We start from the raw sequence: 13,336 nt of genomic DNA, 5'->3' as shown, positions 1-13,336 counted from the left end.
GTTTAGCCGTTTTCACGCAAGACATTGCCGGCAAGATAGAGCGACCCACAAATCAATACGCGCGCCTGCGAATCCCGCGCGACAATTGCTTTCAGCGCGTCAGCCACGCTGTCCGCAGTGGACGCTGGAAGGTTGACCTTGGCGGCGGCCGCCGCCGTAGCATCGGCACTTAGGGTATTCGTCTCGCCCGGGATTGAAACGGCGGTCAGGCTTTGGGCCTGTTCGGCCAACGGGGCGAGATAACCGGTCACATCCTTGGTTTTGAGCATCCCACAAATCATATGGGTTGGGCGTTCGGGCAGTTTGGCCAGCACATCCGCCACAGCGATCCCAGCGGCGGCGTTGTGACCACCATCTAGCCACAGCTCAGCCTCTGGAGCCAATTCCACCAGCGGCCCGGCTTTTAGGCGCTGCATGCGGGCGGGCCATTCGGCCTTGGTTACAGCCGCTTCGTAGGCAGCATCGCCCATTTTCAGATGCCGCAACACAGCCAGCGCCGCACCTGCGTTTTGAATCTGATGAGCGCCCAATAAGTTGGGCAGGGGCACATCCCGCAACCCAGTCTCATCCTGATAAACCAAACGCCCGTTTTCTTCGTGCACGTGCCAATGCTGACCATGAACGAACAGATGAGCGCCAAGTCGGGCCGCCGTGTATTCAATCACTTCCAGCGCTTCGTCCTGTTGCGGGCCAACGATGCAAGGCACGCCCGGCTTGATGATGCCGGCCTTTTCTGCCGCGATTTTGCCCAAGGTATCACCAAGAAATTGCTCATGATCGATCGAAACCGGTGTGATGACTGTCACTGCGGGCCGTTCGATGACATTGGTCGCGTCCAGACGACCACCAAGCCCAACTTCAAGCAGCGTGTAGTCCGCTTGTGACCGGGCAAAGGCCAGCAAAGCAGCACAGGTCGTGATCTCAAAGTAGGTGATGTTTTCACCACCATTGGCCGCATAGCATTCATCCAGAACCGCGGTCAGGTCGTCTTCGGAAATCAGATCTCCGGCCAAACGAATGCGCTCGTGAAAGCGGGCGAGATGTGGCGAGGTATAAGCATGGGCGCTCAGGCCAGCGCCCTCCAGACCAGCCCGGATCATTGCCTGCGTCGAGCCTTTGCCATTGGTTCCCGCGATGTGGATCACCGGCGGCAGCTTGGTTTGCGGATTACCCAGCGCAGCCAGCAGGCGCCATACTCGATCCAGAGTCAGGTCGATAATCTTGGGGTGCAGCGCCATCATCCGGTCAAGGATCAGGTCGGACTTGGGCGCTGTCATTCCTTGTCTGCGTCCTCGGCCGGGGTTTCCTCAGCCGGTTCTTCGGGTTCCGGCGCTGGAAGATCACCTTTGACCGCAGGCGGAAGGTCCATCAACATGCGGATGATGGTGATCAGCTCGTCCCGCATCTCGGTCCGTTTGGTTACCCGGTCCAGCATCCCATGATCCAACAGATACTCAGCCCGCTGGAACCCTTCGGGAAGCTTTTCCCGAATGGTCTGCTCGATCACGCGCGGTCCGGCAAAGCAGATCAAGGCGTTTGGTTCCGAGATATGAACATCCCCCAGCATTGCGTAAGAGGCTGTGACGCCGCCCGTGGTCGGATGAGTCAGCACAACGATGTAAGGCAGGTTTGCCTCTTTCAGCATCTCAACCGCCACGGTTGTACGCGGCATCTGCATCAGGCTGAGGATACCTTCCTGCATACGTGCACCACCCGCCGCAGAAAACAGGATCAACGGGCGACGCAGTTTCACCGCCTCTTGCGCAGCGGCAATGATGGCGTTTCCGACATACATGCCCATTGAGCCGCCCATAAAGGAAAAATCCTGCGCGGCGGCCACGATTGGCGTGCGCCCGATCTCACCCTTGGCGACCAGCATCGCCTCTTTCTCGCCAGTTTTCTTCTGGGCCGCTTTCATACGATCAGGATATTTCTTCTGATCGCGGAACTGCAGCGGGTCGTCTTTGGGCGCGGGAACCTCGACATCGGTAAAAATACCGCCGTCAAACAGATGGCTGAACCGGTCGCGCGGCGTGATTGCCATGTGATGATCGCACTGTGTGCAGACATTCTGATTATCTGCCAACTCGCGATGAAACAGCATTGTTCCGCATTCATCGCACTTTTGCCAAAGATTTTCGGGCACTTCGCGGCGCGAGAAGATCGAGTTGATCCGGGGGCGGACGTAGTTTGTGATCCAGTTCATGTCGGAACCTTGCTGATGCGGCGTTGACGTCAAATAAGACGCTACGGCAGGAATTGCAATCAACGCATGATGGCAAGTCTCGCTGCCAGCCAGCAAACAAACATCATCACGAAATCCACGTATAGCCACTGTCGCAGCATTCCTGTGTCCGACATATCATAGGGCAACAGGAACAGTGACAAACCACTGAGGTTGTCAGGCAATGAAATAAGCACAAGTGCGATGATGTTGTTGAAGAAATGCAGTGCAATTGCTGGACCAAGCGTTCCAGATCTGGCTGTCAGGTCCGAGGCCAGAAGACCAAAAATACAAGACCACACCGCAATCAGCATGGCGTTGTCTCCGGCCACAGCGGGCGCATAGTGACCGGCGGCGAACAAAACAGCTGGCAGTCCCATCCAGATGATCGGTGACCGAAATCTGGCGGCCAGGGATTGCTGGATATAGCCGCGAAACAAAACTTCTTCGGCACTGGTTTGAATCAGCACAGCCACCACCGAAAACGGCAACAGAACCAGCCATGTGGAAACATCCAAGTTCCGAACCAATGGCTCTCCTACGCCATACGGCGGAAGTACAGCCACAATCACGCCCAGAACCGTCAGCGCGCCCAAAACCCGCCAGAACTGACGCAAACCCAGTTGATACTGGCCTAATATCGAATGCAGAGACCTGTGCTGAAGCCGTTTGGCTACAACGGCGACGCCGAAGGTGATAAACCCGAAACTGCCTAGCAGAATAAGCATGGCTAATGGCGAGGCACCTTGTAAAAGCTCTAGGGTCCAATCATGCGGGGCCATCCCCGCGACCACCGCGAACAATCCCAGGTTCAGCGCCGTGACCAAAACACCAATCAACCCCAGGCCTAAAATCAGGCGCCACAATTCAGGCCGAGAACGCGCATCCTTTACCAGATGTTCATGGGCAGAGTATGCCAAGGGTGGGTTACTCAGCATGTCCACCCTTGCCTTCTCCCGCAATCGCTTGTGAAACTTCCGGGAAAACATCCGATGGAGTTTGGGCCGCGTTGATCCTGTCGGACAATGTGGTCAGATATCCGGCCACAGTCTGCAGCAACTGCATGGCGACCGAAGCATCGCTTTCGATCACTGCGCGTAATTCTTCTGCGCCAATCCGCAAGAACAAACACTGATTGACGGCTACCAGATCTAACTGTCGGGCTTCACCGGTAATGATGGACAGGTCACCGATCAGCCTTCCCGGCTCAATGATGGAAATAGGTCTTTTTTGGCCATCATCGTCGGACCAGTCCAATCTCGCCTGACCGGAGATGCACAAATAGGCAGCGTCCGGCCCTTGACCGCGCGAGAATATGACCTGTCCCGCAGCGGCTTCGTACCATTGCGCGGAGAAGGCCAACAAACGTTGATTTCGGCCATCAAGACCCGAGAACAGCTCGTTCGCGGAAATGACCTCCAGCTTTCGACTAAGATCGGCGGATGCGCCTTCTTCGTGCACAAGCTTGGTTCTCGACACGCCATCGATGCGACCGTCTTTGATTTCGACAAACAAATCATAGGCTTCGGGGTGCGCAAAATGATCTTCCATGAAGATCATGATCGAGTCGGGCAACAACTCTCGCAGTTTCAGTCGCGTGCGCAACCGGCTTTCGGAATCGTGGCTGGCCAAAGCCTTGTCGAGGATCAGGATATCCGGGCGTTTTATCCCGGCGCGCGAAAATGCAACGCGTTCCTGAAACACTGTTGGCAGGTTGTTTCCGCCCAAGCCCGACGGCAGGTCATAGATGATTGCCGCGGCCCGACGGCGCAAGCCAGCCTCATTCATGGCTTGGGCGACAACATCTTCGATATCATCCGCGTGGGCCCCGGCCATCAACGAAATCCGCCCGTAGATCGCGTTTTCTATCACCGAAAGGCGGGGGATATAGATGTCCGGGGACACCGGGATAAACATACCGTTCATCGCGCCGCGCAACCGTTTGGCCTGCCCCTTTCGGATCGATAAGATCTTGTCCTTGTACTCGTCCGGAAAATCAGAGCCGATCTGCTCGGCCGTCAGCAGGAAGGGCACTGTCAACAGCAGAGCCCGCTCTTCGTCAGTTAAGTCCGCATGACCTTTGGATTTGCGCCGCTCTTCGATGTCCAGCAATCGGTGATACATGTCCTTCGACATGCCGAGACGCAAAAACAAAGGATGGTCGGTGCCGTCCCGACCAAATGTCTGGTTCAGTGTCTCGAGCACCGCGTTTGAGATGCTCATGGCTTCGTCGGCCAGATCATGCGCGCTGAGCATCGAAAGAAACCGACCATCGCCCGCCAGAATATCCGGTGAGATATCTCGCGACGGCGACGCAAACAGAAGATTGCCACCCAACGGCACGGCTGGGTTAAAGCGCTCCGGATCAAAGCGATAAACATATCGATCCAGTTCTTTTTCACGCAATCGTTCCGCCACAATCTCGCGCAGTGCAATGATTTCACGCGCAAGAATGGGATGCAACTCGGGGTCGAACTGGGACCGCAACGTGCGACGGAACATGAATTCATCAATGCCCATCGCTTCGACCAGCTGGAACCACCAGTCCCGAATCCCATCGATATCGTCCAACCCGGCCAATCCGGGATCAATCCATTCATCTGACAACGAATCCGGCGGGTTGCCAGCCCGTACTGCCTCAATCTGCCTGCGCGTGGGGGCCTTTGCCGCGTCCGCTTCGTGCTGAGGATGGGTGCGCAGCGGCATCATCAGATTGTCACCCAATGTCCCATCGAACAGATAGGGCCGTGAATAGGCGTACCCGATCCGCGCGGCGATCACCGATTGATGTAACCCTCGCAAATTATGACCGGCCATGATCACCTCTCCCTGAACCGGCAGAACCTCTCGCGTCAGCAATTGACCTAAAGCGTTGCGTTCCGAGGCGTGCGTCGACTGGATCGCCACCCGCGCGCCCTTGGGAATGACCAAGTCCAGATCTTCCAATATGGTTTTGCCATCACTGTCACGCACCGTCACGTTCCTGAGTTCGATGTCACCATTCAGATGTGGGATTGTTTCAGGCTCGCCATCAAAAAGCTCCTTGGGAACCATGTTTTCCGGGTCAAAGCGTTCGGTGACGATTTCCCAACGCAGCGACATATCCTGTACCTGGTTGTAATAGGTCAACAAATCCTTCCACGGGCCGCTCAGGTCTTTGTATGCGCCCAATGCGGCAACCAGAGCCCCGACGGTTACCTCACCCGTGATCGCCAGATAGCCGCCGACCGAATAGAACAGGAACGGTGTCATCTGAGTGATCAGGTTGTTAAGAAACTTCATGAAGAATTTCTTGTTGTAGATTTTGAACCGGATCTCGAACAAGGTTCCAAGGCGATGGCTGAACTGCGCCAGACGATAGCGCCAGCCGCCATTGGTGCGCAGGTCGCTGATCCCCGCCGCGCTTTCGCCGATCTCAGAACTCAGATGCCGGACCTCTTGTATACGATCCTTGTTCAACAGGTTGATCTGGCGCTGTAGTTTCGGGATCAACCAGGCCTGCAACGGGATGAGGGCAATACTGGCAAGACCGAACCACACACTTTGCATGAACAGAAATGTGACGATTGTCATCATCTGCCCGAACTGGAACACCGGTTGAGCAATGGCATCGCCCATCAGACCGCCCATCGGTTCGGCCTCGGACGTGATCATTGATACCAACTCACCCTGACTGGTAGTCGCGAAATAGGATCTTGGAAAGCGCATTGCACGGTGGATCAATGTGAATCGCAACCGGCGTAGCATGCGCTCGGCCAAAACACCTTTCATCGTGTTGATGCGCATCTTCATTAAGCCGCTGACGATCACCGTCGCCAAAAACGCAACGCACAGTATCAACAGGTACTGCACCTGGGTCACCGTAAAGCCCCAGATCGCCACGGTGTCACCGGGCGCACCGATTGCATCGTTGATGATCTGCTTTGGCAATTCGAGCGAGGCATACAGAAACGGGAACGACAAAATCGTCAGAAACAGCAGGACAAGCTGTTGTTTCTTTGAATGCTTCCAGATGAACGCGAACAGAGTGGATTCCATACCCTGACCTTGTCTTGATTGAAATTGCTACGCGGCGGTACCGGGGGTGACCCACTTTAGTCAGGTGACAGACGGTACGCACTGGCCCTGCCTATTGCAAGAATGGACAAACTCTTTCTTGCGATGCGGGGCACAACTTATGTGACCGCGATTCATTAGTCATGAATATTGATTGCTGATAGTGGTATTCCGGGTTTGTCCCTCACCAAGTCTTTGACTAAAGAGGTGCAACTTTGGACGTTGGGGCCATGGGCAGGATTCTGGATCTCTATATTCATCGCAAGGTTTTGGGGCGCTGGCGCAAGGCTGCGCAACAATCGTCGGATGCACCGCAATCACTTCTGCGCCACCAACGCGATCAGGCGCGCAGTCTACGCACGCATCTGGACCGGATAATCCATATTGCAGATGGGCGGCTGGCCAGACCGCAGATCGGGTCCGAGCGGTTTCCCAAGCCTATCGGAACAGACTGGAGCTGGCGACCCGATCTTTGGCGCGGCCCCTTGGCCCGCCCCGGGGTTGCATCAGCGCCGCGAAAATCGATGATTGATCCGCAGGTCACGCTGTTTCACGATTGCCGTCATTCAGAGATTTCCGCACGACAGATCAGAAACAGGCACGAAAGCGATCTCGCACCTTTCAGCCTGGCACTCGAGGTCTTCAGCTTTGAAGGCTCGTTCCTGTCTCTGTCAGTCGAGTTGCCGGCCGACGCCGCCCAAGACCTGACCCGTCAGCATCTGATGCGCGTCGATTCTTTGATCGACAGCGAAAAGGCCATCGAAGTCTTCGCCCGTCTCAATATCCAACATGGGCCGAATTCTGAACAGGTACTGAGGCAGCTGGACCTGTCCGGCCGGTCCATCGCAATTGATTTTGATCTGGCACATCTGCCTTTGAACGAACGGCGGATCGAGAAAATCTGGATGGACCTGATCTTCAAAAACCCGCGTATGAACCGGATCGTTCTGCGCGACCTGACCTTCTGTCGCCATCATCGCGCCGATTTGTGAGACGCCCAAACATGACGCAGCCAACATTGACACTCATCAAGTTCGAAAACGGCATCTGGCAAGGGCACATTCAGGCCGAAAGCGAACCAGGCATCGAGGTTCGTTACTTAGGCGCTGCGCTAAGTGGGGTCGAAATGTCCCCCGCCGAAGGCGGCTGGAACCTGAACGTACCCGTACCCGTGACCGCCCTGTCCGAAGGGGTGCATAGCTTTGTCATTGTGGACATTGATACCACGCAAAAACTGGCTGACTTCACAATAATCGCCGGATCACCCGCCGCGGATGATCTACGGGCAGAAGTTGAGTTGCTGCGCGCCGAGCTTGACATGTTGAAGCGGGCGTTCAGGCGGATTTGCCACGACGCCAATTGACCTGAAAGTTTAGGTTTTTCTGTCATCTAGCGCATTTTCATGCATCAATGAGGCATTCGAAGCAATTTGGGTGCCTCAATGGATCGCAGCAGCATTATTAAAGTCATCGCTCTGATGGTGACGGCTTTTGGTATCGGAATCGATTTTACCGGTGCCCTGATGCTGATTCCAGCCATTGAAAACAGTTTCGACACAGATATCACCAGCACCCAATGGGTCCTGAATATCTACGCGCTGTTTTTTGCCATGACCATGGTCGCCGGAGGCCGTCTTGGCGATATGTACGGGCATCGCAGGATAATGATCATCGGTCTGACGATCTTTCTGTTTTCGTCGGTCATGTGCTTTTTCGCGCCCAGTCTGGACTATCTGATTGGCGCGCGCGCGTTGCAAGGTATCGGCGCCGGTTGCGTCTGGCCCTGCACCTTGGCTTTTGGTGCAACCAAAGTGTCCAAACCCGAACATCGGGCGCTAGTGATGGGTTTGATCCTGGCAGGCGTCACCAGCGGCAACGTCTTTGGTCCAATGATCAGTGGGTTTGTAGTGAACATCGGAGAGTGGCGTTATTTCTTCCTGGCCAACGTCGTGTTTTCCTGCATCTCGATGGCTACGGCGCTAATACTGATGGAACGCGAAACCGAGCACAAGACTGGTGAGCATATCGATTTTGCCGGAATGGGCCTTTTGTCGTTTGCGGTGCTCTTGTTGCTTTACGGACTGGATGTCGGCGCTGATTGGGGGTGGACTTCAGCACCTCTATTGCTGCTGTTTTTTGTGAGCGCATTTCTGTTCCTGCTGTTCCCAAAAGTTGAAAAACGGGTGAAAGAACCGCTGCTTTTGCCACAAATGATGCAAAACCGGGAGTTTCGCATCACCCTCGGCCTTAACATGTTCAACGTGTCCGCCGCCTTCGTCGCTTTGATGTATTTCCCGCAATACATGCAAAAGGTGTTGGGTTGGTCTGCATTTGAGTCTGCGCTGGGATTGGCTCCTTTGACAGTTCTGCTTGCAGTGGGTTCGGTCTTGTCCGGGACGCTTTACAACGATTTTGGTCCCAAGCGTCTGTTGTTTTGGGGCTATCTGATTGCCACGATCGGTTCGGCGAGCATTGTTTTGCTGCCCAGCGGGTTGGGCTATTTCCGGATCTTACCGGGAATGGCGATGATCGGGCTGGGTGCAACGCTGACGGTTGGTCCGTCAGGTACGGCGGCGGTCTGTGCGGTGAAACCTGAACGCGCCGGGCTGGTGGGCGGGCTGAGCTTTATGACCCATCTGGTCTATGGGGCGGTATCCGTCGCTTGTGCAACGGCGATCATGTACATGGTTTCCCTATCCAGCCTACGCGATCGTCTGGCTTCTTTGGGCGTCAACCTGTCAGAGGCTGATCAGAGGGCGATCAATGGAGGAACTCTCAACACCGACTCAGCCAAGGCCGTCATGCAAAAACTTGGCCAAGGTGAGATCGAAAAAGTTCAGAATGCACTTGCAGCCGCCTTTGACAGTGGCATGAGCTCGGCGTTCATCTTTTCGACGGTTTCCGTTTCGATCGGAATCCTACTTGCCTTGATGCTGGACGAGAAAAAGCTGCACAAAATCGAAAGCTGACACTGTGCACTCCGTCAAAGAAAAAGGGCCGCGAAATTCGCGGCCCTGTCTACCTTACTGGGATGGTCCGCTTGGATTGAAGGCGGACAACCCTTTGAGGATATCGATGGCGTAGGCCAGTTGATAATCCTCTTCGCGCAACTCAGCCGTAGCTTCGGCCTTGGCCCGATCTTCCTCGATCTGGCGGATTTCATCCTCGCTCAGGCTGTCATTGTTGAGACTGCCGCGCAGGTCGGCCTCTGAGCGGGTAAAGGGATTGTCTTCCTCCTCCTCCACCTCAGGTTCCGAACGCGGTTGTTCAACAATAATGTCGGGGCTGACGCCCAGGGCCTGGATCGAGCGTCCCGATGGCGTGTAGTATCGCGAGGTGGTCAAACGCATCGCCCCATCACCTCGAAGCGGCATGACCGTCTGGACCGACCCTTTACCAAAGCTTTTCGTGCCAACAACGATGGCGCGGCGATGATCCTGCAGCGCACCTGCCACAATCTCGGATGCAGAAGCTGACCCGCCGTTGATCAGAACGACGATTGGCTTCCCTTCGGCGAGGTCACCAATGGTTGCGTTGAATCGCTCGCCTTCTTCCGGGTCACGGCCTCGGGTCGACACGATTTCACCTTCGTCCAGAAACGCATCCGACACTTTGATAGCCTGTGTCAGCAAGCCGCCAGGATTGTTACGCAAATCCAGCACGACCCCATTGACCTTGTCGATACCACCGGCTTCGGTAATTTGCTCTTGAAGGCCTTCCTGCAGGTTTGGGTAGGTCTGATCGTTAAATGTAGTCACGCGCAGGATGACACTTGTGCCCTCGGTACGCGCACGAACCGCAGTCAGTTTGATCGTGTCGCGAATGATCGTGACGTCAAACGGTTCGGACTCACCTTCGCGCACAACGGTGATGGCGATCTCGGACCCGACCGGACCGCGCATCAAATCAACCGCCTTGTCCAGGGTCAGACCCAAAATGCTTTCCCCATCCACATGTGTGATGAAATCACCGGCTTCGATCCCGGCTGCGGCCGCTGGTGTATCATCAATCGGAGAGACAACTTTGACAAAGCCTTCCTCCTGCGTCACCTCGATGCCCAGACCGCCAAACTCACCACGGGTTTGCACGCGCATCTGTTCCGCATCATCCGGCGACAGATAGCTGGAATGTGGATCCAGAGACGTCAGCATGCCATCAATGGCCGCTTCGATCAGTTCCTCGGGCTCAACCTCTTCCACGTATTGGGCGCGGATACGTTCAAAAATATCACCGAACAGGTCCAGTTGCTGATAGACGCTGGCTTTGTTCTCGGCTTCCTGCGCCAACAGGGGTCCTGCGATCTGAGTGGTTGCAATAATGCCTGCAACGGTTCCGGCCACTCCGGCCATCACAAATTTCTTCATACTCGTTTATCCATCCTTGTCGGTCCGAAACCATGATTCCGGGTCCACGGGGCTGTTTTCTTGTCTTACCTCTATATAGAGCGTTTCTGAACGGTCAGTTCCAGTGCCATCACTGCTTGTTGACAATATTGCGCCGATTTCAGGCATTTCACCGGGCATTAAGCCCACTGGAGTGCCTTCGGGGATAACCTGACCCGGCGCGCCATAGACCTCTTGCAAGCCCGAAAACACGAATAAAAGCCCAGGCTGAGGTTCAAGGATCACCAGATTCCCCAAATCCAACAGGGGTCCGCGATAGCGGATTGTGGCGGCGGTCGGTGAAGTGACCAAAGCGCGCGGGCGCGTGCCCAGCACCAAGCCCGGTCGCGTTACCCCGGCTGCGTCAGTTTCACCTGCACCGTGCAGCAGGATACCCTGAACCGGCAGTGGCACATTACCCTTTCTGTCCGAGATGCTGGCATCAGTCTGGGCAATTTCGCCCTCGGATATCTCAGAAAGCCCGCTTGCAAATCCGTCCAATGTCTCGGTCGACGAGATCAGAATGGCTGTACGAACGGGATCTTCGACAAACCGGCGCGGCAGATCAGTACGATCAGCGATGGCCTCGCTCAACCGTGTGCGGGCGTCCTGTACGCCGCTTAAACCATCTGTCAGGGTTTCAGAGGCGTTCTGCTGCAGAGCCCGTAATGTCTGAACCTCTCGAAGGTCCTTTGCCAAAACTTCGGCCTTTGCGTTCAACCCCGGAGTAACCTCAGACAGCATCATACCGGTGCGTGCGGCTCCCAATGGCCCGGACGGATGCAACATTAAAACCGGCGGTGCCGTGGTCTCGATCGTTTGCAACACACCCAGCAATTGCGCCACATCCTTTTCCCGCGCGCGAAGCTCGGCTGTCAATTGCGCCTCTCGGGTTGCCGCCTTGCGCAACCCATCCCGCATCGCAGCAAGCCCGGCTTCGTAGGCTTGTATCGTCTCAGTTAGGGCGCGCACCCGGTCACGGGCGCTATCGGCTTGGGTCAGAGATATCGACGCCTGCTCCAGCATTTGCGCCGCCTCTAACGCTGCTTGTGATGGCCCGGTCTGAGCATGCCCCTGCGCTGCAACAAGCAGACATATGACAATTGCGGCAAGCCTCATGAAAGCAGGCTCTTCCCGGTCATCTCGGGCGGTTTGGGCAGACCCATCAACTCCAGCAGTGTTGGAGCCAGATCCGACAAACGCCCGCAGCGCAGTTTCGCGCCTTCGGGACCACCAACCAGAGCAACCGGCACCGGGTTGAGTGTATGCGCCGTATGGGGGCCACCTGTTTCCGGGTCGACCATCATTTCGCAATTGCCATGATCAGCCGTGACAATCATAGCGCCACCTGCTTTTTCCAAAGCAGACACGACCTGACCCAACCCCTGATCAACCGCCTCGCAGGCTTTCATCGCCGCTTGCAGGTCGCCGGTATGTCCAACCATATCAGGGTTGGCATAGTTGGTGGCGATCAGATCATAGCCTTCTTCAATGGCCTCAACGAATTTCGCAGTGACCTCGGCGGCAGACATTTCGGGTTGCAGATCATACGTAGCTACTTTGGGCGATTTCGGCATGAACCGATCTTCGCCGATTTCGGGGGTTTCCTTGCCGCCATTGAGGAAGAAGGTCACGTGCGGGTACTTTTCGGTCTCGGCCAACCGGAACTGACGCAGACCCTGATTGGCGACCCATTCGCCTAGGGTGTTCACAAGCGCCCGCTTGGGGAAAACCGTTTCCATATAGGCGTTGTGACCATCAGAATACTCCACCATCCCCAAAAGCGCCGACAGCTTTGGCCTTGGTCCTGTGTCGAAGTGAGAGAACCCCGGCTCACCAATGGCACGCAAAATCTCACGCGCGCGGTCCGCGCGGAAATTCAGACAGAAAAATCCATCCCCATCTTGGACGCCTTCAAACCCGTCCAGCACCGTTGAAGTGACAAATTCATCTGTTTCGGACCGGTTATAGGCCTGATCCACGGCAGAATGCGCGGAGCTGGCCACGCACCCCTCGCCTTTGATCATCGCCTTGTAAGCCTCGGCGACACGCTCCCAACGGTTGTCGCGGTCCATTGCGTAGTAACGGCCACAAACTGTAACAATGCGCGCGCCATCAGGCAGGCGGTCTTCAAGCTCAGCTATATAGGTGAAGGCCGATTTCGGTGCCACGTCGCGCCCGTCCGTAACCGCGTGAAGCGCCACCGGTACACCGGCGATGGTAATCGCTTTGGCGGCCGCAACAATGTGGTTCAGATGCCCATGCACCCCGCCATCCGAGATCAACCCCATCAGATGCGCTGTCCCGCCCGCGGCTTTGACCTTGGCAATAAACTCTTGCAGAGATGCGTTTTCAAAGAACGAACCATCTTCAATCGCCAGATCAATCTGCCCAAGATCCATGGCGACAATCCGGCCCGCACCAATGTTTGTATGCCCAACTTCCGAGTTTCCCATCTGGCCGCTAGGCAGGCCAACATCCGGCCCATGGGTGATCAGTGTTGCGTTGGGACACTTGTCCATGATCGCGTCGAAGGTCGGTGTGTTGGCAAGGAGGGGCGCATTGGCCTCGGTTTCTTCGGACAACCCCCAGCCATCAAGAATGCACAGGACAACGGGTTTTTGGGCGGCCATTGAAATTCTCCGGTAACTGCTCTTGCGTCATCTTCTAGCGTC

10 protein-coding genes are annotated in these 13,336 nt (G+C 55.8%); 3 read left to right on the top strand and 7 right to left on the bottom strand.

The window, feature by feature from the left end; all coding sequences use genetic code 11:
- Positions 1-2 precede the first annotated feature (2 nt).
- Genes Q1B13_RS11780 through Q1B13_RS11765 form a run of 4 tightly spaced genes read right to left on the bottom strand, consistent with a single transcriptional unit; the run spans position 3 to position 6,262 of the window.
- Complete coding sequence (locus Q1B13_RS11780) at positions 3-1,277, bottom strand: folylpolyglutamate synthase/dihydrofolate synthase family protein (RefSeq protein WP_299080386.1); 1,275 nt, start codon at positions 1,275-1,277, stop codon at positions 3-5.
- Positions 1,274-2,206: an acetyl-CoA carboxylase, carboxyltransferase subunit beta gene (accD, locus tag Q1B13_RS11775; protein ID WP_299080389.1), complete on the bottom strand. Its 933-nt coding sequence runs from the start codon at positions 2,204-2,206 to the stop codon at positions 1,274-1,276. The genes Q1B13_RS11780 and accD overlap by 4 nt, the downstream gene beginning before the upstream one ends.
- 59 nt (positions 2,207-2,265) lie before the next feature.
- On the bottom strand, positions 2,266-3,162 hold the full coding sequence (locus Q1B13_RS11770; protein ID WP_299080546.1) for a type II CAAX endopeptidase family protein: 897 nt from the start codon (positions 3,160-3,162) through the stop codon (positions 2,266-2,268).
- Entirely contained in the window at positions 3,152-6,262 is a 3,111-nt protein-coding gene (locus tag Q1B13_RS11765; protein ID WP_299080392.1) for an ABC transporter transmembrane domain-containing protein, read from the bottom strand. The genes Q1B13_RS11770 and Q1B13_RS11765 overlap by 11 nt, the downstream gene beginning before the upstream one ends.
- Positions 6,263-6,510: 248 nt before the next feature.
- On the opposite strand from Q1B13_RS11765, the gene Q1B13_RS11760 reads away from it, so the two are divergent.
- The 3 genes from Q1B13_RS11760 (at position 6,511) to Q1B13_RS11750 (ending at position 9,248) form a co-directional block, all read left to right on the top strand.
- Complete coding sequence (locus Q1B13_RS11760; protein WP_299080394.1) at positions 6,511-7,272, top strand: DUF6478 family protein; 762 nt, start codon at positions 6,511-6,513, stop codon at positions 7,270-7,272.
- A gap of 11 nt (positions 7,273-7,283) precedes the next feature.
- On the top strand, positions 7,284-7,643 hold the full coding sequence (locus tag Q1B13_RS11755; RefSeq protein ID WP_298935124.1) for a hypothetical protein: 360 nt from the start codon (positions 7,284-7,286) through the stop codon (positions 7,641-7,643).
- Between the two features lie 78 nt (positions 7,644-7,721).
- Entirely contained in the window at positions 7,722-9,248 is a 1,527-nt protein-coding gene (locus tag Q1B13_RS11750; protein ID WP_299080397.1) for an MFS transporter, read from the top strand.
- 54 nt (positions 9,249-9,302) lie between these two features.
- On the opposite strand, the gene Q1B13_RS11745 is transcribed toward Q1B13_RS11750, so the two are convergent.
- Genes Q1B13_RS11745 through gpmI form a run of 3 tightly spaced genes read right to left on the bottom strand, consistent with a single transcriptional unit; the run spans position 9,303 to position 13,294 of the window.
- Positions 9,303-10,643 (bottom strand): S41 family peptidase, encoded by a 1,341-nt coding sequence (locus Q1B13_RS11745; RefSeq protein WP_298935126.1) that lies wholly within the window; start codon positions 10,641-10,643, stop codon positions 9,303-9,305.
- A 6-nt stretch (positions 10,644-10,649) separates the two neighbouring features.
- Positions 10,650-11,780: a peptidase M23 gene (locus Q1B13_RS11740; RefSeq protein ID WP_299080400.1), complete on the bottom strand. Its 1,131-nt coding sequence runs from the start codon at positions 11,778-11,780 to the stop codon at positions 10,650-10,652.
- Complete coding sequence (gene gpmI, locus Q1B13_RS11735; protein WP_299080403.1) at positions 11,777-13,294, bottom strand: 2,3-bisphosphoglycerate-independent phosphoglycerate mutase; 1,518 nt, start codon at positions 13,292-13,294, stop codon at positions 11,777-11,779. The genes Q1B13_RS11740 and gpmI overlap by 4 nt, the downstream gene beginning before the upstream one ends.
- Positions 13,295-13,336: the final 42 nt, after the last annotated feature.

The sequence above is a fragment of the uncultured Ruegeria sp. genome (assembly GCF_947489545.1).
In the GTDB taxonomy this organism is placed as follows: Bacteria; Pseudomonadota; Alphaproteobacteria; order Rhodobacterales; family Rhodobacteraceae; genus Ruegeria.
Note: the sequence above shows the minus strand (reverse complement) of the source record. Positions and strands in the feature narration are given on the sequence as shown.

Excerpts from the sequence above, each read along its gene's own strand:
- Q1B13_RS11740 (WP_299080400.1), bottom strand. The coding sequence starts at position 11,780 with ATGAGGCTTGCCGCAATTGTCATATGTCTGCTTGTTGCAGCGCAGGGG.
- gpmI (WP_299080403.1), bottom strand. The coding sequence starts at position 13,294 with ATGGCCGCCCAAAAACCCGTTGTCCTGTGCATTCTTGATGGCTGGGGG.
- Q1B13_RS11750 (WP_299080397.1), top strand. The coding sequence starts at position 7,722 with ATGGATCGCAGCAGCATTATTAAAGTCATCGCTCTGATGGTGACGGCT.
- accD (WP_299080389.1), bottom strand. The coding sequence starts at position 2,206 with ATGAACTGGATCACAAACTACGTCCGCCCCCGGATCAACTCGATCTTC.
- Q1B13_RS11755 (WP_298935124.1), top strand. The coding sequence starts at position 7,284 with ATGACGCAGCCAACATTGACACTCATCAAGTTCGAAAACGGCATCTGG.
- Q1B13_RS11765 (WP_299080392.1), bottom strand. The coding sequence starts at position 6,262 with ATGGAATCCACTCTGTTCGCGTTCATCTGGAAGCATTCAAAGAAACAA.
- Q1B13_RS11780 (WP_299080386.1), bottom strand. The coding sequence starts at position 1,277 with ATGACAGCGCCCAAGTCCGACCTGATCCTTGACCGGATGATGGCGCTG.
- Q1B13_RS11760 (WP_299080394.1), top strand. The coding sequence starts at position 6,511 with ATGGGCAGGATTCTGGATCTCTATATTCATCGCAAGGTTTTGGGGCGC.
- Q1B13_RS11770 (WP_299080546.1), bottom strand. The coding sequence starts at position 3,162 with ATGCTGAGTAACCCACCCTTGGCATACTCTGCCCATGAACATCTGGTA.
- Q1B13_RS11745 (WP_298935126.1), bottom strand. The coding sequence starts at position 10,643 with ATGAAGAAATTTGTGATGGCCGGAGTGGCCGGAACCGTTGCAGGCATT.